Genomic DNA, 20,082 nt, shown 5'->3' on the forward strand with positions numbered 1-20,082 from the left:
CCTATTCGAATATACTGATCTGCCTGCAATTATGGGGTGCAGCGACCTGTGAAGTTTTTTTCGGGGACCATGCGTGACCGGCCCGGTGCCGGCGCGATTGTGGCCGGACGGGGCCGAAATGCGGCGGCCTCAGGGCAAGACGGGCGATGCCTTGGGCCGGCGCGCGAGCTCGATGAGCTTGCGCAGCAGCGGGCGCTCCGTCAGGAGGACCAGCACGCCGTAGAGGATGCCGCCGAGCGCGATGCCGACGGCAAGCTGCAGGGTGGCGGGCAGCCGCGGGGCGAGGACGTGGTCGAGGGCGTAGCGCACGGCAAGCGCCATCAGCGCGGCCATCAGCATCGGCCGCACCGCGCGCAGGAAGCCGGAGAGGAACGGCGTGCCGTCGGCGCTGAACACCAGCCTGGAATAACCGACCAGCACGAGCGCGTTGACGATGCAGAGCGCCGTCATCGCCGCGACCAGCGTGCCCTCATAGGCGCCATAGGCGACGGCGGCGGTGGTGACGACGGCGCGGCCGACCGCCCAGCGGAAGAGCGCGCCGCCATGGCCGGCGCCCTTCAGATAGGGGATGAAAGTGCTGCAGGGCGTCAGGATGCCCTTCGACAGCGCGAGCAGGCCGAGCACCGGCCAGGCGGCCGCCCATTGCGGGCCGAACAGCAGGAACATCGCGGGTTCGGCGAGCGCCCACAGGCCGAACATCATCGGCGCGAGCAAGAGGGTCGTCACCTGCGTGGAGAGCATCAGCGCCTGCGAGCGGCGTTCGCGATCATGCATCATCGCGCTGAAGGCGGGAAACAGCACGCCCATGACGGCGGACAGCACCACCTGGTTGGGAATGCTGGAAAAGCGGTTCGCCGCGGAATAGGCCCCCGCCTCCGCCAGTCCCAGGAAGCGCGAGATGACGACCATCGGCGACTGGAAGGTGACGAAATTGGCGATCTCCGAGCCCATCAGCCCGAGGCTGAAGCGCGCGAGCCGCGTCACCTCCCCAAGGCGGAAGCGAAGGCGTGGCAGGTAGCGCGAGACGAAGAACAGCCCGGCAAGCCGCACGACGCCCGCCACGAAGAGCTGGACGACCAGCGCGACGACGCCGAAGCCGGCGAGCGCCAGCACGACCGCGGCGATCGCCGCCAGCGATTCGGACACCATGCTCCACAGCGCATCCTTGCTGAACTGCATGCGCCGGGCGACGAGGGCATAGGCGACGTCGCCGGCCAGCTGCAGCGGAACGAGCAGGCTCATCAGGCGGAGCAGCGGGGCGGCATCGGCCGCGCCGAGCCAGCCGGCCAGCGGCTCGGCCCAGAAAAACAGCCCCGCCGCCATCAGGAAGGCGAGCGCCAGATTGGCCCAGAACACCGAGTGGATGGTCTCCTCGTCCTCCCGCGGTTCGAGGATGAGGGCCGAGGCGAGGCCCGCCCCGCCGATCATCGCCAGGAACTGCACGAGGGCCAGCGCAACGGCCACCGCGCCGAACTCCTCGGGCGAAAGCAGCCGGGCGAGAATGGGCACCGTGACAAATTTAAGCCCGAATGTGCTTGTCTTGGATAGGACGCTCCAGCCGACGTTTCGCGTCACCGACTTCGCGTTCACCTGCTGGGACATGGCGGATACCTGCTCGAAAAAGGAGCCTTGGCGACGACGAAATGCCTGCGCCGGAAACGGCCGCGCCCCCGTGGGAGGAGACCATGCGAAACTCTTTCTAGAGAAACCACAGGGACGAAAAGATGGCGAAGCTGACAGTTATCATCCCCTTCTACCAGAAGGAGCCGGGCATCCTGGGGCGTGCGCTCAGGTCTGTTTTTGCCCAGAATTTCAACGACTTCGACGTCATCGTCGTCGACGACGAATCGCCGTATCCGGCCGATGGCGACATCATCGCGCTTTTACCGGAAGACCAGGCGCGCGTGCGCATCCTGCGCCAGGAAAATGCCGGGCCGGGCGGGGCGCGCAACACCGGGCTCGACCATGTCGCGCGGGAAACCGAGCTCGTCGCCTTCCTTGATTCGGACGACACCTTCGCCCCCGGCCACCTTGCCCGCGCCCATGCGGCGATGACGCGGTTCGGGGCCGATTGCTACTTCGCCTCCATCACCGGGGGCGATGCCTTCTACTATCATTTCGGCGTCGCCGATCTTGCGGAAAGCGAGACCGTCGTGCGGCTCGAGGAGGATCCGCTCCTCATCGAGATCCCCGGCCTGACGCAGGTCATGCTGAAGAACTGGAGCTTCCTGCACCTTTCCTCAATGGTCATCGGCCGGCCGCTGATCGAGCGGGTGCGCTTCGATGCGGCGCTGCGGCTTGCCGCCGAGGACGTGCTGTTCTTCTGCGATTGCGTGATGGCGGCAAGGCGCGTCGTGCTCGGTGCGGAGGCGGGGGCCGTGCGCGGGGAGGGGGTCAATATCTTCCACGGCGTCGACAACGATTCCCCGCAGTTCCTGCGCCAGCAGTTCAACACCTGGCTGGCGCTCGACCGGCTGGAGACGCGCTTCACCGAGCGGCCGGCGGAGGTCGCCTCGCTGCGCGCCTACAAGCAGACGGCCCGGCGCCAGGCGCTCTGGGGCCAGGCGCGGCGCGTCAAGCGGCGCAAGCTGCCGCAGTTCGACATGCTCGCCCGCTGGGCATTGCGCGATCCGCGGCTGATCGCCAGCGCCTTTGCGCTCGCCGTCGGCAAGGTCTCCCGCTGAACCCTTTTCGCGCCGGGCGGGAACGCCCGGTCCCTTGCGCCCCGCTTTTCCAAGGAGGTGGACATGAAGCCCTATTACTGGGAATCGCAGCACGGCAATTTCGGTGACGACCTCAATCTCTGGCTCTGGGATTTCCTGCTGCCGGGCTTTCGCACCGTCCATCCCGACGTGCTGCTCGTCGGCGTCGGCACGGTGCTGAACAAGGCGCTGCTGCCCGAGGCGGGGCGAAAGCTCGTCATCGGCAGCGGCTTCGGCTACGGCGTGCTGCCGGACATGCGGGATGAAAGCCTCTGGGACATCCGCTCAGTGCGCGGGCCGCTGACGGCGGGAAAGGTCGGCGTGCCGGAGACGCTGGGCATCGTCGACCCGGCGGTGCTGGTGGCCGACATGCCGGAATTTTCGAACCTGCCGAAGCGGCATGGCTGCAGCTTCGTGCCCCATTGGGAATCGGCGGTGGCAGGCCTCTGGCCGGCCGTCTGCGCCACGGCGGGCCTCAACTATATCGATCCGCGCGGCGAGGCGAAGGCCGTGATCCGGGCGATCGCACAGTCCGAGCGGATCGTCGCCGAATCCATGCACGGCGCCATTCTCGCCGACGCCTTCCGCGTGCCCTGGGTGGCCGTCAGCACGTCGGACAGCATCAACAGCTTCAAATGGCGCGACTGGGCGGCGACGGTCGGCGTGGAACACCGGCCCCGGCGCGTGCCGATCTCCAGCCGCGCCGAGGCCATCGTCAAGGGCGCCCGCTTCTGGGGCGTGGACTACGAGGGACGCCGTGTCGTGCGGCCGGAGCCCGGGCAGGCAGGGTCCGGGCAGGCAGGGCCCGGGCCGGCACAGGATGCCGCGGTGGCCGAGGCCGTCCGTGCGCCATCCGGCACGGGCCTTCGCCTCGCGGCCAAGCAGGTGCTCGCCGCCCCCTCGACGCTGGCGCTCTGGCAGGCGAGCCGCGCCGAACCGCAGCTCAGCGCCGATACCCGCCTTGCCGCGCGCAAGGCGCAGCTCTACGACGTGCTGGACGGCGTGCGGCGCGACTACCTGTAAGTCCCGCGATGCCGGCCTGTCCCGTCAGACCGGCTCGGCGGGCAGCAGGTAGCGCAGGCCCGCCTCGGCCGGGACCCGCGGGCGGAAGCGCCGGTAGGCGGCCTCCGCCTTGTCGCGCAGGATGCCGCCGGCAATGGCCGGCAGGGTGGCGGGGTTGCCGAAGGCGTAGGAGAGGGCCGCACCGGCGCCGTTCTCCCGCTTGCGGTCGAGAAAGTGGCGCAGGGCATGCCGGTTGCCGATCTGGCGGCAGTGCCGGCGCAGGACGGGGAGCGCCTCGGGGGGGATGCCGCCCGTCGCCAGGATGGCGCGTTCGGCGGCATGCAGCGCCGCCAGGTCCTCCGTGCGGTGCCGGCCGCTGAGCGAGTTCTCGCGCACCAAGGCGCCGTAGCCGCAGCTCTCGATCACCGTATAGCGCGCGCCGTTCGCCAGCGCCCGCACATAGAGCTCGTAGTCCTCGCCAAGCCGCATCTCCTCGCGGTAGCGTAGCCCGTGCGCGTCGAGAAAGGCGCGGCGCATGACCGGTTTCAGGAAGCCCAGTTCGCCGCGCGGCGCGCCGCGGCGGGAGATGTTGCCGAGCACGAAGGCCTTGAGATCGAGCCGGCGCGGGCGCGGCGCGAACCGCGCCGGCTGGCGGAGCGGTTCGGCCTCGGCCATGAAGGCGATGTTGTCGGCAATGAAATCCCAGTCCGGGCAGGCGAGCATCTGGCGGAAACGGCCGGGGAAGAAGACGTCGTCCGCATCGAGAATGGCGATCAGCGGCGCGCGGGATACGGCGATCGCTCGGTTGCGGGCCGCCGAGGGGCCTCGGTTCCGGGTGAAGCCCAGGATCTCCAGCCGGCCGCTCGCATCGTTCGCGGCGGCGGCCGCCGCCATGGTACGGTCGTCCGACCCGTCGTCCACCACCACGACCTCGGCCACTTCCGGCTGCGCAAGGGCCGAGCCGACGGCCCGCCCGATCGTCTGCTCGGCATTCTTCGCGGCAATGATGACGCAGACCGTTTCTTCCCGGGCCATGAGCATACCCCCGTCACGCGTTGAACCATGGCGCGGGCCTGCCCGCGCTGCAATGCAGCATGAAAGGGGAAAAGGGCACAAAAACGGCCCGCGCGAGGACGCGGCGATCAGGGCTTGGAGTGGCCGGGCTCGTTCATCGAAACGGGAACCTTGCTCTTCGCCGCATCCCGGGTCTTGTCGGCGTCCGGCGTGCCGGGGCCAATCCCCTGCCGGCGCTCCCGGGCCGCGCGCCAGACCAGGAAGAGGGTGGTGAGGAAATAGCCGATCTGGATGAGGACGGCGCAGAGGAACGTCTGGAGGGCGGTGGTGGCGAGCGAGCCGGTGGAAAGATAGGTCACCACGGCAAAGGCGACGAGCGCGATGGCCATGCTCAGGAAGAAGCGTGGCGCATAGGCCATGCTGTCCCGCCACTTTTTGTCCGGCACGCGTTTCATCGTTGGAATCCGCCTTCTCCTCGCAGGCTGTGGGGCACTATAGTGTGTTTCCACCGGTGCAATCAACGGCAAGAGCCGCGCAGGCGCCCGCATGGGCTCCACCCTAGCCTGGCGACCTTGCGCTTCCGTTAAACGCCGCAGCGCCCGATTCGTTGCCTTGTTCTTGCCTCAATCGGGACATGGTCCACGCTGCATGCGGGTTATCCCGCCGCCAGCCTATCCGCGGGGTTGCGAAGGAAGGGCGCGGCGGATCAAATTTTATTACCGATTCAACGCTTCTTCGCCGGAAACTGTGCGTTGCAAAAATAATATTGCGATGCAAAATAATTCGCGGTTTCCATGTATATTATCGCGGGTTTTACAATCTGCCGCAGAGGATTCCGGGAATGAACCGTAATTCATCGGCTTGCGATTCATCAAAAGAAGTGATGTTGAAACTTTCAAGGTAAAGCCGCAGAAGTGCCATGGCCTTACCGCCGCGAAAAAGCTTGCCATTGAACCTGGATGAACATAACAGAACTTCAATTTAGCACATAAAGAATTTCTTAAATTCGAGTGCATCGTCCTTGTCCACGGCTTCACATTTCAAAAAACAAACTGTGACCACACAGTCCGCATTGGATGACGGGACGCGTCCGAGGGGACCGACCCTATCGCAAATCCAAGTGGAGCCATCTCTATGAAGTCCGCGACACGATCGGCCAGTTCGCCGTATTTCAGTTCGTTTGCAACCGGCGCGCCGCCGGTGGGGGGAATATCGAAACGAAGCTTCGACATCCTGGTGGCGCTCGGCGCCATCATCGTCATCAGCCCCATCTTCCTGATGATCATGGCGCTGGTGAAATTCTCCGACGGCGGCAGCGTCTTCTACGGCCATCGCCGCATCGGCTATAACGGCACGACCTTCCGCTGCCTGAAATTCCGCACCATGGCGGAAAACGGCGATGCCATCCTGCAGCAGTATCTGAAGGACAATCCGGCCGCCTATGAGGAGTGGCGCACCGCCCGCAAGCTGCAATACGATCCGCGGGTGACCCTCGTCGGCACCGTGCTGCGCAAGCTCAGCCTCGACGAGCTGCCGCAGCTCTTCAACATCCTGCGCGGCGAGATGAGCCTCGTCGGGCCGCGCCCGGTGGTCGAGGACGAGCTGGAGCTCTACGAGGCCTCCGCCATCTACTATCTCCAGACCCGCCCCGGCCTCACCGGTCTCTGGCAGGTCAGCGGGCGCAACGACGTGTCCTATGCGGCGCGCGTCGCCTTCGACACGCATTATGTCCGCAACTGGTCGCTGGTGAGCGATCTCATGATCGTCGCCCGCACCATCCCGGCCGTCTGCCTTTCGCGCGGCAGCTATTGATCCGAAAGACGCGCCTGCGGCCCCGGCTGCGGGACGCCCGGAAGACAGGGGTTTCCATGAAGACGAAGACACCGAACGCGGCGTTCGCCGCGGCCGCTTTTCCCATGAAGGCGCGCACGGCGCTCTGCCTTGCCTTTCTTGTCATCGCCGGTCCGGCGGGCGCCGAGGTCGGCGAATACCGGCTCGGGGTGATGGACAAGCTGCGCATCCGCGTGGCGGAATGGCAGACTGCCGAGGGCGCGATCCGCGACTGGAGCGCCGTCAGCGGCGACTACAGCGTCGGGGCGGACGGGGCGGTTTCCGTGCCCTTCCTCGGCCCGCTGCCGGCGGACGGCCGCACCACCGGCGAGCTTGCCGAGGAGATCGGCCAGAAGATGCAGGTCCTCTTCGGCCTGCGCGACCGCCCGTCCGCCTCGGTGGAGATCGCCGAATACCGGCCGGTCTATCTTGCCGGCGAGGTGCAGACGCCAGGCGCCTATCCCTATGCGCCGGGACTGACGGTGCTGAAGGCCGTCAGCTTCGGCGGCGGCCTGCGCCGCGCCGATGCCGGCCAGCGCTTCACGCGGGATTTCCTGCGCTCCGAAGGCGAGGCGGCCGTCTTCCTTGCCGAGCGCAACCGCCTGCTGGTCCGCCGCGCCCGCATCCACGCGGAGATGAACAACGCCAAGGGCATCGCCATGCCGAAGGAGTTCGGCGATACCGAGGAGGCGCGTGCGCTGATGGAGAGCGAGAAGGCGCTGATGGTCTCGCGGGAGAAGCGCCTGCGCCTGCAATTGACGGCGCTCGCCGATCTGAAATCCCTGCTCGGCACCGAGATCGACGCCCTCGCCAAGAAATCGCAGACCCAGACGCGGCAGCTCGAACTCGTCCAGGCCGATCTCGACAAGGTCGACACGCTCGCCGAAAAGGGCCTTGCGATCAGCTCCCGGCGGCTGGCGCTGGAGCAGCGCACCGCCGACCTGCAGGCCGCCCTGCTGGACATCGACACCGCCTCGCTGAAGGCCAAGCAGGACATCAACAAGGCCACGCAGGACGAGACCAACCTCACGAACGACTGGGACGCGCAGCTTGCCCAGGAATTGCAGAACACCGAGCAGGAGCTCGACACGCTGGCCCTGAAGCTCGGCACGAGCCGCAGCCTGATGTCGGAGGCGCTGATGCAATCGGCCGATGCGGCCGCCTTCAAGGACGGGCTCTCCTCCGCCAACATCGCCTATTCGATCCTGCGCACGGTGAAGGGCAAGGCCGAAGAGATCGCCGCCACCGAGACGACGCCGGTCCTGCCGGGCGATGTCGTCAAGGTGGGGCTGAGCCTGAAGACGCAGTGAGCCGGCCATGCGGATCGCCAAGGCAAGCCTGATCGACCCCGGGGCCAACACGGCCTATGCCGCGACCGCCGTCGCGCTGTCCTTCTTCGTCTTCGCCTATTCCTTCCGCTTCGGCCAGGTGTCGATCCTCGCCTATTATGCGCTGTGGCTGCCGTTGGTCATCGTCGATTACCGGCGGGTGCTCGGCAATTATGCGCGCTACGGCTGGATCTTCGCCTTCGCCGTCTTCGCCTGCCTCTCCGTCTTCTGGTCGCAGGCGCCAGGCGTCACCGCCCGCGCGGGCGTGCAATATCTCTCCCATGTCGTCTGCGCGCTGATCGCCATGCGCGTCGTCGACACGCGCACGCTGGTGCGCGGCGGCCTTGCCGGCACGGCGCTCGTTTTGTGTTATTCGCTCGTCTTCGGCGTCTATCATCTCGACCCGCTCGACGGCACCTACAGCTTCGTCGGCGCCTTCGCCTCCAAGAACCAGCTCGGCTTCTACGCCTCGCTCGCCGTGCTCTTCGCCTTTGCCGCGCTCTTCCTCGGGGCCGAGCGCGGGGCGTGGAAGCTCGTCGCCCTCGTCTGCGTGGCCGTCGCGCTCTACTGCCTGAAAGCCTCGCAATCGGCGACCTCGGTGCTGACGACCGCCGCCGTCGCGGGCCTCTGCCTCGGGCTGAAGGCGCTGGAAAGGCTGGCGCCGGCGCACCGCAAGATGCTGTTCCTCGTGCTTGCCGTCTTCGCCGTCCTCGTGCTTCTCGCCGGTGCCTATGGTGGGGGCTATGCGCTGGTGCTCGGCGCCTTCGGCAAGGATGCGACGCTGACGGGGCGCACCTATCTCTGGCAGCAAGGTATCGAGACGGCCATGGCCGCGCCCGTCGTCGGCATCGGCTACCAGGCCTTCTGGGTGCAGGGTTTCGCCGAGGCCGAGCGGCTGTGGGCCGCCTTCTTCATCGGCACCCGCTCGGGCTTCCATTTCCACAACACCTTCATCGCCGCGACGGTGGAGACCGGGCTGGTCGGCTGCCTGCTCCTGTCGATGGTGCTGCTCGCCGCGCTCGCCGGCCATCTCCGCCGGCTCCTCTCGGCGGCGCACGACCTGGAGGCGCTGGTCCTCTTCACCGTGGCGGCGCTGCTCGCGGTGCGCACCTTCGTCGAGATCGACATCCTCAATCCGTATCACGTCGGCTCCTTCCTGCTCTATTTCGCCGCCGGAAAGCTGGCCGATGCCCGCCGCGCTCGAAGGGGGCAGCCGGTCTACCGCGTCAGGCTGCCGCTGCGCCCAGAAGGGACGGTCCGTCCATGACGCAGGAAAGCCGGCCGGCGACGCTCTACGGCATCCAGTACCTGCGGGCGCTCGCCGCGCTCGCGGTCGTCTTCTTCCATGCCGGCGAGCGCAGCGGCCATGCGCTGGCGATCGGCGCGGCGGGGGTCGACGTCTTCTTCGTCATCAGCGGCTTCATCATGTGGGTGATCGTCGCGCGGCGGCCGGTCTCGCCCGGCCGCTTCCTTGCCGAGCGCCTGCGCCGCATCGTGCCCGTCTACTGGCTGGCGACCGGCGCCATGGTGGCGGGCGCGCTGCTCGGCCTCTTCCCCAATCTCGTGCTGACGGCACGCCACCTCCTCGCCTCGCTGTTCTTCGTGCCCTTGCCCTCGCCGAGCAGCGGGGAGGTCTGGCCGGTCCTCGTCCAGGGCTGGACGCTCAATTACGAACTCTTCTTCTACGCCGTCTTCGCCGCCTGCCTGCTCCTGCCCGCGCGCATGAGGCTTGCCGCCGTCGCCGCCATCTTCCTCGCCCTCGTGGCGCTCGGCCTCGCGGTGACGAGCGAGAACCCGCTCTTCGTCACCTATACGCGGCCGATCATCCTGGAATTCGTGGCGGGCATGCTGATCGGCCGGCTGTGGCTCGCCGGGCGGGTGCGCGGCCGGAGGCTCGGCCTTGCGCTCGTCGTCCTGTCGCTCGCCGGCTTCGCCGTGATCGGCCTCCTGCGGCTGCCCTTCGACGAATGGACCTGCGGCCCGCTCGCGGCCATGCTCGTTTACGGCACCGCGGCGCTGGAGCGGGAAGGCGGCGTGCCGCATCTGCGGCTTCCCGCGCTCCTCGGCGACGCCTCCTATTCGATCTATCTCTGGCACACCTTCGCCATCTCGGTCGTGGCGAAGGCGGGAACGATGCTCGGCCTGGTGCCGGCGCTCGTCTTCCTCGCCTCTGTCCTCGCCGGCCTCCTTGCCGGCCTTGCCGGCTACCTGCTCATCGAGCGCCCGCTGCTGCGCGGGTTTTCCGGAAAGCGCCGCCCGGACGTCGCCCGCAAGGCAGTTGCCGCCGGGGGGTAACGCATCCGTCCATGAGCCCGTTCTGCCTGTCGGCATCTCCCGCTTTGGAAGGAAACCGTTGCCGTTCTCCCCTTCTCCCCCGCGGGGAGAAGGTGCCGGCAGGCGGATGAGGGGGATGCCGGAGGCGCAAAGGCTCTATCCGAGCCACCCCCTCATCCGGCCCTTCGGGCCACCTTCTCCCCGCGGGGGAGAAGGGGAAGGAGGCAATGCCCGGCAGAGGTTAGGAGGGGACTTCACGCCGGGCGATTGCCCTCCGGCCCGAGCGGTGGAAAGGTGAGTTCCACCACCGTGCCCCGTCCCGGTGCCGAGAGGATGCGGGCGTCGCCGCCGCTCTGGCGCACGAAGCCATAGACCACGGCAAGGCCGAGGCCGGCGCCGCCTTCCTCGTCGCGCGTGGTGAAATAGGGCTCGAAGGCCTTGTCGGCGGCTTCCGGCGACATGCCGATGCCCTCGTCCGCCACCGACACCACGACGCCGGCCCCGCCGCCGAGGCAGCGGATGAGGATCGTCCCGCCCGACGGCATGGCGGCTGCGGCATTGAGGCAGAGGTTGAGGATGGATTGCTCGAACAGCGCTGCATCGAGCAGCACCGCCGGCAGGCCTTCGGCAATGTCGAAGACGAGCCGGCACTTCTCGCCGACGGCGATTTCCAGCACGTCCGCCATGCCGCGCAGCAGCGCGCCGATTTCCACCGCGCCCGGATGGATCGGCTGCTGGCTGCCGATGGAAAGCATGCTGCCGGCCAGCGACCGGCCCCGGTCTGCCGCCTTGCGGATGCGGGCGAGATGCCGCTTCTGCCGGTCGTTGAAGCCGGTCTCGCGCTCCAGCAGGCCGAGGCTGCCGGTGATGATGCCGATCATGTTGCCGACCTCGTGGCTCACCTGGTGCGTCATGCGCATGATGCCGTCGAGGCGCTGGATCTTGGCCGCCTCCGCCTCCTGCCGGTCGATATCGGTGACGTCGCGTGCGAGCAGCACGATGCCGCCGTCCGGCTGGCGCGACAGCGAGACCTCCGTCACCCGCCCCGCCGCGGAGCGATGGCGCAGCACGGAACGGTCGCCGAGCGCGCCCGCCTCGCTTTCGGCCGGCAGCAGCATCGGGTCGATCTCGGGGATCGGCGCGACGAATTTGCGCACCGGCAGCTTGCGCGCCGAGCCCGACCAGCCGACGAGCTCGATGACGCGGCGGTTCATGGTGATCGGCTTGCCGCGCGGATCGAACAGCGCGATGCCCTCGTTCATGGTGCGGAAGGTGGAGCGGATGGTGCGCGCGGCGGCCTCGGCGGTGCGCCGCAGCCGCGAGACGCGCTCGACGCTCTCGCGGAAGGCGCGGAAGGCCTCCAGCAGCCGCACCAGCTCGGTTTCCGTGCCGTCGTAGCGCGGGGCATCGACGTCCTTGCGCCCTTCCGCCAGCGCGTTCATGCCGTTCGACAGCGCGACGATGCCGCGCGAGACGCGCATGACGGAGCGGATGGAGAAGATCGCCATGACGAGCACGAGCAGCGCGGCGAAGGCGACGATGACGAGCAGCCGGCTCAGCGCATCGGATGTCGAGACGAGATCGTCGTTGAGGCCGCGGGCGACCGCCTCGCTCTGGGTCTCCGTGGCGTGCGAGAGATCGCGCGAGACGGAATGCAGCCGCGAGACGGCGGCGCGGATGGCGAACATTTCGAGGAGGTAGCGGGTCTGCGCCTCGAAGACGCGTTCATAGGGGGCGAACTCGGCGGCGGAAAAGCCGTTTGGGGCGGCGCGCACAAGGCGCGGCGCGGTTTCGGCGACATAGCGGCGGCGCAGTTCCCCGAGCTGGAACAGGCTGTCGGAATTGGAGGCCGACTGCACGATGGCGTTCAGCCGCCGGCGGAAATCGGTGTCGGCGATGCCGCTGCCCGTGGCGATCTCGCCGAGCGCGGCGGCGGCCTCGGCCTTGTGCTGCTGGGCGCTGTCCGCATCGCCCGCAAGCATCATGGTCTGCGTGCGGATCGTCTCCAGCAGCTCGACGATGCGGGTGCTGGCAAGACCCTTCACGGCCGCCGCCCCGCTTTCCGGCGCCATGGTGCGCAGCAGCGCATCGACCTGCGCGACCACCGAGCGGCTTTCGCTGGAGACCCGGTAGGGCGAGGTGGCGTTCATCAGGAAGGGGGCGCTGGAGACGAGGTCGGAAACCTGGCGCGAGACGAGCGAGGCCTTGGCGAGGCTCGAAAAGGCCTGCAGGCCGTAGCTCGCCATCTCCTCGCGCGCCCGCTGCAGGCCGTAGATGGCGATGGTCGACAGGCTGAAGACGAGCACGCAGATGAAGACGATCGCAAACGGCAGGCGGAAGGCGATCGAGGAGAGGAAGGGGCGGCTGATCACGGTGAAAGCTCGCCATCGTCTGTGTCGAGCACGTAGCCCTTGCCGCGCCGCGTCTTGATATGGCGCGGCAGGTCCGGGTTGCGCTCGATCTTGCGGCGCAGGCGCAGCACCAGCACGTCGACGTTGCGGTCGATGTAGCGGTCGCTCTCCGCGCCGAGCCGGTCGAGGATATGCGCGCGGCTGACCGGGATGTTCGGCGTCTCGGCGAGGATTTCGAGCAGGGCGAATTCGGCGCCGGTCAGCGACTTTCCGGGATCGGTGCGGCAGACGGCGCGGCGGTTCGCAAGGTCCACCGACCAGTCGCCGAGCTTCAGGGACGCCGGTTCGTGCTCGCGCTCGCTGTCCCGCTCGGGCTTCAGCGAGGGAATCGTGCGGCGCAGCACGGCCTTGATGCGCGCCGTCAGCTCGATCGGCTCGAAGGGCTTGACGACATAGTCGTCCGCCGCCGTCTCCAGCCCCAGTACCCGGTCGGCGGCGCTGCCCGCCGCCGTCACCATGACGATGCCGATGTTGGTCTGCGCGCGCAGGCGCTGGGCGAACACCCTGCCGGAAATGCCGGGCAGGTTATGGTCGACGAGCACGAGATGCACGCTTTCGCGCGCCAGCACGCCCGCCGCCGCCTCCGCCGACGCCGCGGTCACCGGTATCCAGCCCTCCGCCTCCACCAGGTCGGAGATGAGCTCCGCCATGTCCGGATCGTCCTCGACGATCAGAATCCGTATCCTCTCGTTCAGCACATGCCTTCCTCCCGCGCCCATCATAGTGAGGCCGGGATGATTGTTCAAAGCGGCTCGCATTATGCGGCCTTGTCACATTTGTAACCTTTGTCATCTTTGGGAGGGCGGGCAGGCCGGCGCTGTAAGAACGGTAACCATTCTTCGATTGCGGTGCGCGGCGGATGTGCCATCCTGAACGTGGAGATTGGGATGCCCGCCGTTGCAGGCGGCGCGTTCCGAATGGGAGGAACATCGTGAGAGGCATCAGCGCTTTCGGCGCGGGCGTAGCCTTGTGGCTGGCGACCGCCACGGCCGGCATGACGGCCCCCTCGCTCACCGTCCTGTGCGGTGTGGACGAGGCGTGGTGCGCCCTCATGCAGAAGGCCTACGAGGCGAAGACGGGCCTTGAGATCGCGATGACGCGCCGGAGCACCGGCGACATCCTCAACCAGATCCGCGCGGAAAAGGCCGCGCCCACCGTCGATGTCTGGTGGGGCGGCACGGGCGATACGCATCTGCAGGCCGGCTCGGAGAACCTGCTCGAACCCTACCAGCCGGCGCATGAGCGCGACATGCTGCCCTGGGCGCAGAACTTCTTCGCCATGTCCGGCGGCCGCTCGGCCGGCATCTATGCCGGGGCGCTGGGCTTCGCCTACAATGCCGACCTGCTGCACGCGGCGAAGCTGCCGGCGCCGACCTGCTGGAAGGACCTGACGGACATCGCCTATCGCGGCCGCATCCAGAGCGGCAATCCGAATTCCTCCGGCACCGCGTTCACGACACTGGCGACGCTGGTGCAGCTTTTCGGCGAGGAGGAGGCCTTCCGCTATCTGGCCGCGCTCAACCGCAACATCGAGCGCTACACGTCATCGGGCTCCGCGCCGGTCAAGGCCGCGGCGCGCGGCGAGGTGCTGATCGGCATCTCCTTCATGCACGACGCCGTCACGCAGAAGGAGGCGGGCTCCCCGCTCGTCATCGTCGCGCCCTGCGAGGGCACGGGCTACGAGATCGGCGCCGTCAGCATCGTCAAGGGCGCGCGCCATGTCGAGGAGGCGAAGCGCTTCGTCGATTTCGCGCTGAGCCCGGAGGGCCAGGCGACGGGTGCGGCGGCCGGCCAGAACCAGGTGCCTTCGAACGCCATGGCGGGCCTGCCGCTCGCCGCCCCCGATATCTCGCTGATCAAGATGGTGGACTACGACTTCGCCACCTTCGGCTCGCCGGAAGAACGAAGTCGGCTGCTCGAGCGGTTCGACGCGGTGGTCTCCGCGACGAACTGATCGAGGCCCGGAAATAACCCTATTCGACAACACGCGAACGCGCCGCCCGCGGGTAGCCCGATGGCCTCGCCGTGCCCGTTCGTGCTGCAGATCAAAACCAGGCAACAGGAGGATGCCCCATGAAGACCAGAACCCTTTCCCTCATGCTTTTCGCCGGAACGGCGCTTGCCGCCCTGCCGGCTGCGGCGGCCGGCGAACTCAACCTCATCTGCTCGGCCGACGTCGTCATCTGCGAGCAGATGAAGGGCGATTTCGAGAAGGCGCATAGCGACATCAAGGTGAACATGGTGCGCCTGTCCTCGGGCGAGACCTATGCCAAGGTGCGCGCCGAGGCCCGCAACCCGAAGACCGACATCTGGTGGGCCGGCACGGGCGACCCGCATCTGCAGGCCGCGTCGGAGAACCTGACGCTGGAATACAAGTCGCCGAAGCTCGACGAACTGAACGACTGGGCGAAGAAGCAGGCCGAAAGCGCGGGCTACAAGACGGTCGGCGTCTATGCCGGCGCGCTCGGCTGGGGCTACAACACCGAGATCTTCAAGTCGAAGGGCTTCAAGGAGCCGGTCTGCTGGGCCGATCTCCTGGCGCCGGAACTGAAGGGCGAGATCCAGATCGCCAACCCGAACTCCTCCGGCACCGCCTATACGGCGCTCGCCTCCCTCGTGCAGATCATGGGCGAGGACCCGGCCTTCGACTACCTGAAGAAGCTCAACGACAACATCTCGCAATACACCAAGTCCGGCTCGGCGCCCGTCAAGGCGGCGGCGCGCGGCGAGACGGCGCTCGGCATCGTCTTCGTGCATGACGCGGTGGCGCAGACGGCCGAAGGCTTCCCGGTCAAGTCGATCACGCCCTGCGAAGGCACCGGCTACGAGATCGGCTCCATGTCGATCATCAAGGGCGCGCGCAACCTCGACAATGCCAAGATCTGGTACGACTGGGCACTGACCGCGGAGGTCCAGTCGCGCATGAAGGATGCGAAGTCCTTCCAGCTGCCGTCGAACAAGAACGCGGAAATCCCGAAGGAAGCGCCGCGCTTCGAGGACATCAAGCTGATCGACTACGATTTCGCGACCTATGGCGAGCCGGCCAAGCGCAAGGCGCTTCTGGAGCGCTGGGACCGCGAAGTCGGCGCGGCCGCCAACTGACGGCCCGATGGACGGCGCCCGTCTCCTCCGGGCGCCGTCTTCCCGAAACGACACACCATAGCGAGGTCGGCCATGAGACATGGCAATCGCAGGCTGGACGTGGTCCTGATCCTGGGCGCGGTCGCTTTGACCCTTCTGCCCTGGTACCGGATCGACGGCGGCTTCTACGGGTTCGGTTGGCTGGCCGGTTTCCCTCTTTCGACCGAGGTCGCGCCCGGCCTCGTGCAGATCGCCGCGCATGGCCGGTGGTGGCTAGCCGGCGTCGTTCTGCTGCTTCTTCTTGCCGGCGCGGCGCGCGGCATGGCGGACCCGATGCGCCGCGGCGCCGCGCTGGCCTGGCTGGGTGCGCTCGGCGTCCTCTTCCTGTCGCTGCAGGGCCTTGCCATCGGCTTTTCCGGCTGGACGTGGACGATCAGCGAAAGCCTGTTCGGCGCGCTTTCGGACGGCCAGCCCTCGATGGGCGCCGGCGCCGTGCTGTCGGCCGTCGTCTTCGTGCTGCTCTTTTCCTTCGGCCTTGCCGAGCGCGGCGTCATGAAGGGCGATGCCTTCGTCGTCAGCGCCATCTCGCTGCTCGTCTTCCTCGTCGCGGTCTTCGTCTTCTATCCGATCAGCAGCATGTTCGCCGGCTCGGTGCAGGACTTCGACGGCTCGTTCAATCCGGACAATTTCATCCGCAACCTTCAGGATCCGAGCATCTGGAGCCTGAACTGCGTCATCGGTGCGGGGCGCTGCGGCGTTGCCTGGCGCACCCTGTGGCTCGCCATCATGACCGGTCTCGGCTCGACGCTGCTCGGCCTCGCCTTCGCGCTGGTCGCCACCCGCACGCGCTTTCCCTACAAGAAGGGCCTGCGCCTCCTCACCATCCTGCCGATCATCACGCCGCCCTTCGTCATCGGCCTGGCGCTGACGCTGCTCTTCGGCCGCGCGGGCGTCATCACCGAGGGGCTTTCGGCGCTTTTCGGCATCGAGCCCGGCCGCTGGCTCTACGGCCTCACCGGCATCTGGATCGCCCAGGTCCTCTCCTTCACGCCGATCGCCTTCCTCGTCCTGATCGGCGTCGTCGAGGGCGTCAGCCCGTCGATGGAGGAGGCCTCCACGACGCTGCGCGCCGACCGCTGGCGCACCTTCCGGCGCGTCTCGCTGCCGCTGATGAAGCCGGGCCTCGCCAATGCCTTCCTTATCGGCTTCATCGAGAGCATGGCCGATTTCGGCAATCCGCTGGTGCTCGGCGGCAGCCACGGCGTGCTCTCGACGGAGATCTTCTTCGCCGTCGTCGGCTCGCAGAACGATCCCTCGCGCGCCGCCGTGCTCGCCATAGTGCTGCTCGTCTTCACGCTCTCGGCCTTCCTCGCCCAGCGCTTCTGGCTGTCGGGCAAGAACTTCGCCACAGTCACGGGCAAGGGCGACAGCGGGGCGCATATCGCGCTGCCGCGCGGCCTGTCTATCGGCGTGCATGCCATCGTCATCCCCTGGGGCCTCTTCACGCTCGTCGTCTACGGCATGATCCTCGTCGGCGGCTTCGTGAAGACCTGGGGCCTCGACAATTCGCTGACGCTCGACCACTACGCCAAGGCCTTCTCCATCAGCTTCGACGGCAGCATCGCCTGGACGGGCGTCGCCTGGAACTCGTTCTGGACGACGATGGAGATCGCGCTGATCTCCGCGCCGCTGACGGCCATCGTCGGCCTTTTGACGGCCTATATCATCGTGCGCCAGAAGTTTACCGGCAAGAACGTGTTCGAGTTCGCGCTGATGATGAGCTTCGCCATTCCCGGCACGGTCATCGGCGTCAGCTACATCATGGCCTTCAACCTGCCGCCGCTGGAGATGACCGGCTCGGCGCTGATCCTGATCGCCTGCTTCGTCTTCCGCAACATGCCGGTCGGCGTGCGCGGCGGGATCGCGGCGATGAGCCAGCTCGACAAGAGCCTGGACGAGGCCTCGCTGACGCTGCGCGCCGGCAGCTTCCGCACCATCCGCAAGGTCATCCTGCCGCTCCTGCGGCCCGCCATCACCGCAGCGCTCGTCTATTCCTTCGTGCGCGCCATCACCTCGATCAGCGCCGTCATCTTCCTCGTCAGCGCCGAATACAACATGGCGACCTCCTATATCGTCGGCCTCGTCGAGAACGGCGAATACGGCGTGGCGATCGCCTATTCCTCCATGCTGATCGTCGTGATGATCACCGTCATCACCGGCTTCCAGCTTCTCGTGGGCGAACGGCGCCTGCGCCGTGAAAACCGCGTCGCCGGCCTTGCCCCCTCTCGTCAGGAGAAAACCGCATGATCAACCAGAAAGCCGGCTCCGTCACCTTCGAGAACGTGAAGAAGACCTTCGGCGCCTTCACCGCCATCCCCGACCTTTCGCTCACCATCGAGCCCGGCACGCTCGTCACCCTGCTCGGCCCCTCCGGCTGCGGCAAGACGACGACGCTGCGCATGCTCGCCGGGCTGGAACACCCGACGGCCGGGCGCATCCTCATCGGCGGCAAGGACGTCACCATGCTGCCGGCCAACGAGCGCGACGTCTCGATGGTCTTCCAGTCCTATGCACTCTTCCCGCATATGAGCTCGCTCGACAATGTCGCCTACGGTCTGGAATCCTCCGGCCTCTCGCGCAGGGAGGCGCGGGAGAAGGCGGAGGAGGGGCTTTCGCTCGTCGGCCTTGCCGGCATGGGCGGGCGCCTGCCGGCCGAGCTTTCCGGCGGCCAGCAGCAGCGCGTCGCCGTCGCCCGCGCGCTGGTGCTGGAGCCGCAGGTGCTGCTGCTCGATGAACCGCTCTCCAACCTCGACGCCCGCCTGCGCCGCCGGGTGCGCACCGAGATCCGCGAGCTCCAGCAGCGCCTCGGCTTCACCGCCGTCTATGTCACGCACGACCAGGACGAGGCGCTTGCCGTCTCCGACCGCATCATCGTCATGAAGGACGGCGAGATCGCCCAGTCGGGCGCCCCGCGCGAGCTTTACGAATTCCCGGCCTCCTCCTTCATCGCCGATTTCATGGGTGAGGCGAATGTCATCGCCTGCGAGGTCGTCGGCATCAACGGCGCCGAGGCCGATATCCGCATCGGCAGCCTTACGCACCGCGTGCCCGCCGGCCGGGCGAAACCCGGCGCCGCCAGCCTTGCCGTGCGCCCCGGCGCGGTGACGCTCGCCGAAGGCCGCGGCGAGGGGCTGGCCGGCCGCATCCTGCATTCGGCCTATCTCGGCGACCATGTCGAATACGAGGTGGAGACCGATGTCGGCACGCTCTTCATCGTCGACCATGCCGTCGACCGCATCCTGCCCGCCGCCTCTAACGCCACGCTCGGCTTCAAGAACCGCGGCATCGCCCTCATCAGCAACTAGAGCAATTCCGCTTTTCCTCGAATCGCGGAAACGCTCTATCTTTTTGTTTTTACGCAATTCCGGACGCAAAACCGCTTCGCACTTTTGCTGGAATTGCTTACCCAAGGAAATCAGCATGACGTCGCAAGAGACGGACCTCGACAGGCGCTTCGTCCTCGCCAAGGCCATCGCCCAGGAGGCGGGAGCCATGGCGCTCGATTATTTCAACCGCCGCGACAGCCTGGTGATCGAGACCAAGCGCGACCCGCAGGACGTCGTCTCCATCGCCGACCGTAATGTGGAGAAGCTGATCCGCGAGCGGGTCGAGGCGACATTCGCCGGGGACGGTTTCCTCGGCGAGGAGTTCGGCCACACGGCGGGCATCTCCGGCTATACCTGGGTGGTCGATCCCATCGACGGCACCGCGCCCTTCGTCAGCGGCATGCCGAACTGGTGCGTCTCGGTCGCCGTGCTGCACGGCGACGAGCCCGTCATCGGCGTCATCGGCGCGCCCTGCCACAACGAGCTCTATGCCGCCGCCGCCGGCAGGGGCGCCAAGCTCAACGGCAAGGTCCTGACGCTCGATCCCACTCGCAACGTGCGCAATGCCATGACCGGCATCGGCGCCAACAGCCATGTGACGCCGGAGGCCATGGCCGATATCGTCAGCCGGCTGCTGCAGGCCGGCGGCACCTTCATCCGCAACGGCTCCGGCGCGCTGATGCTCGCCTATGTCGCGGCCGGCCGGCTCGTCGGTTACTACGAGCCCTACATGCACGCCTGGGATTGCCTTGCCGGCTATTGCCTCGTGAAGGAGGCCGGCGGCTGGCATCACCCCTTCCCGGTGGAGGGTGAGCGGCTGACCAAAGGATCGCCGGTCGTCGCCGCAGGTCCGGGCGCCCGCGCCGACCTCGAAAAGCTGGCCGGGTTTGCCTAGCCGGCCGGTTTCACACATCAATGCACGGCTGTGCAATATTGTGTTGACAAGTGCCGACCCTCAATGATTGACTGCACCCACTGACCAGCCGGGATGGGAGGAAACATTCCCGGTTTGGTCGAATTCGGTGCGGTGGCCGGCGGAAGCCGGCAGGGGAGG

General features: G+C 67.4%; 16 protein-coding genes. 11 read left to right on the forward strand and 5 right to left on the reverse strand.

Going from position 1 to position 20,082, the window contains the following annotated elements; translation table 11 throughout:
• Nucleotides 1–129: 129 nt before the first annotated feature.
• Nucleotides 130–1,602, reverse strand: coding sequence for a lipopolysaccharide biosynthesis protein (locus tag AABF56_RS33370; protein ID WP_272808924.1), 1,473 nt, complete (start codon nt 1,600–1,602; stop codon nt 130–132).
• A 122-nt stretch (nt 1,603–1,724) separates the two neighbouring features.
• Between AABF56_RS33370 and AABF56_RS33375 the strand changes: the two genes are divergently transcribed.
• Complete coding sequence (locus AABF56_RS33375) at nt 1,725–2,684, forward strand: glycosyltransferase family 2 protein (RefSeq protein WP_272808925.1); 960 nt, start codon at nt 1,725–1,727, stop codon at nt 2,682–2,684.
• A 63-nt stretch (nt 2,685–2,747) separates the two neighbouring features.
• The gene (locus tag AABF56_RS33380) at nt 2,748–3,725 is read left to right on the forward strand and encodes a polysaccharide pyruvyl transferase family protein (protein WP_272808926.1); all 978 of its coding nucleotides are present in this window, start codon (nt 2,748–2,750) and stop codon (nt 3,723–3,725) included.
• Between the two features lie 24 nt (nt 3,726–3,749).
• Here the strand turns inward: AABF56_RS33380 and AABF56_RS33385 are convergent, their stop codons facing one another.
• Together AABF56_RS33385 and AABF56_RS33390 are read right to left on the reverse strand one after the other, a co-directional pair.
• Complete coding sequence (locus tag AABF56_RS33385) at nt 3,750–4,745, reverse strand: glycosyltransferase family 2 protein (RefSeq protein ID WP_443021276.1); 996 nt, start codon at nt 4,743–4,745, stop codon at nt 3,750–3,752.
• A gap of 101 nt (nt 4,746–4,846) precedes the next feature.
• On the reverse strand, nt 4,847–5,164 hold the full coding sequence (locus AABF56_RS33390; RefSeq protein ID WP_272808928.1) for an exopolysaccharide production repressor protein: 318 nt from the start codon (nt 5,162–5,164) through the stop codon (nt 4,847–4,849).
• Nucleotides 5,165–5,852: 688 nt separating this feature from the next.
• Here AABF56_RS33390 and AABF56_RS33395 point away from each other — a divergent pair.
• The 4 genes from AABF56_RS33395 to AABF56_RS33410 all read left to right on the forward strand — a co-directional run bounded on the left by AABF56_RS33395 (nt 5,853) and on the right by AABF56_RS33410 (nt 10,171).
• Nucleotides 5,853–6,530 (forward strand): sugar transferase, encoded by a 678-nt coding sequence (locus AABF56_RS33395; RefSeq protein WP_244768901.1) that lies wholly within the window; start codon nt 5,853–5,855, stop codon nt 6,528–6,530.
• Nucleotides 6,531–6,634: 104 nt separating this feature from the next.
• The gene (locus AABF56_RS33400) at nt 6,635–7,858 is read left to right on the forward strand and encodes a polysaccharide biosynthesis/export family protein (protein ID WP_443021282.1); all 1,224 of its coding nucleotides are present in this window, start codon (nt 6,635–6,637) and stop codon (nt 7,856–7,858) included.
• A 7-nt stretch (nt 7,859–7,865) separates the two neighbouring features.
• Entirely contained in the window at nt 7,866–9,143 is a 1,278-nt protein-coding gene (locus tag AABF56_RS33405) for an O-antigen ligase family protein (protein WP_272808930.1), read from the forward strand.
• The gene (locus tag AABF56_RS33410; protein ID WP_272808931.1) at nt 9,140–10,171 is read left to right on the forward strand and encodes an acyltransferase family protein; all 1,032 of its coding nucleotides are present in this window, start codon (nt 9,140–9,142) and stop codon (nt 10,169–10,171) included. The genes AABF56_RS33405 and AABF56_RS33410 overlap by 4 nt, the downstream gene beginning before the upstream one ends.
• A gap of 233 nt (nt 10,172–10,404) precedes the next feature.
• Here AABF56_RS33410 and AABF56_RS33415 read toward each other — a convergent pair whose 3' ends face one another.
• Both AABF56_RS33415 and AABF56_RS33420 read right to left on the reverse strand, forming a co-directional pair.
• The gene (locus tag AABF56_RS33415) at nt 10,405–12,522 is read right to left on the reverse strand and encodes an ATP-binding protein (protein WP_272808932.1); all 2,118 of its coding nucleotides are present in this window, start codon (nt 12,520–12,522) and stop codon (nt 10,405–10,407) included.
• The gene (locus AABF56_RS33420; RefSeq protein WP_272808933.1) at nt 12,519–13,259 is read right to left on the reverse strand and encodes a response regulator; all 741 of its coding nucleotides are present in this window, start codon (nt 13,257–13,259) and stop codon (nt 12,519–12,521) included. The genes AABF56_RS33415 and AABF56_RS33420 overlap by 4 nt, the downstream gene beginning before the upstream one ends.
• Nucleotides 13,260–13,492: 233 nt before the next feature.
• Here AABF56_RS33420 and AABF56_RS33425 point away from each other — a divergent pair, with 233 nt between their 5' ends.
• From AABF56_RS33425 to AABF56_RS33445, 5 genes are all read left to right on the forward strand, one after another.
• Nucleotides 13,493–14,515 (forward strand): ABC transporter substrate-binding protein, encoded by a 1,023-nt coding sequence (locus AABF56_RS33425; RefSeq protein ID WP_272808934.1) that lies wholly within the window; start codon nt 13,493–13,495, stop codon nt 14,513–14,515.
• 119 nt (nt 14,516–14,634) lie between these two features.
• Nucleotides 14,635–15,663, forward strand: a complete 1,029-nt coding sequence (locus AABF56_RS33430; RefSeq protein WP_272808935.1) for an ABC transporter substrate-binding protein — start codon at nt 14,635–14,637, stop codon at nt 15,661–15,663.
• Nucleotides 15,664–15,735: 72 nt separating this feature from the next.
• On the forward strand, nt 15,736–17,949 hold the full coding sequence (locus AABF56_RS33435) for an ABC transporter permease (RefSeq protein ID WP_272808936.1): 2,214 nt from the start codon (nt 15,736–15,738) through the stop codon (nt 17,947–17,949).
• Entirely contained in the window at nt 17,946–19,007 is a 1,062-nt protein-coding gene (locus tag AABF56_RS33440; protein WP_272808937.1) for an ABC transporter ATP-binding protein, read from the forward strand. The genes AABF56_RS33435 and AABF56_RS33440 overlap by 4 nt, the downstream gene beginning before the upstream one ends.
• Before the next feature lie 115 nt (nt 19,008–19,122).
• On the forward strand, nt 19,123–19,923 hold the full coding sequence (locus AABF56_RS33445; protein ID WP_272808938.1) for an inositol monophosphatase family protein: 801 nt from the start codon (nt 19,123–19,125) through the stop codon (nt 19,921–19,923).
• The last annotated feature ends 159 nt before the right edge of the window (nt 19,924–20,082 follow it).

Source organism: Shinella sp. WSC3-e (genome assembly GCF_945994535.1).
In the GTDB taxonomy this organism is placed as follows: Bacteria; Pseudomonadota; Alphaproteobacteria; order Rhizobiales; family Rhizobiaceae; genus Shinella; species Shinella yambaruensis.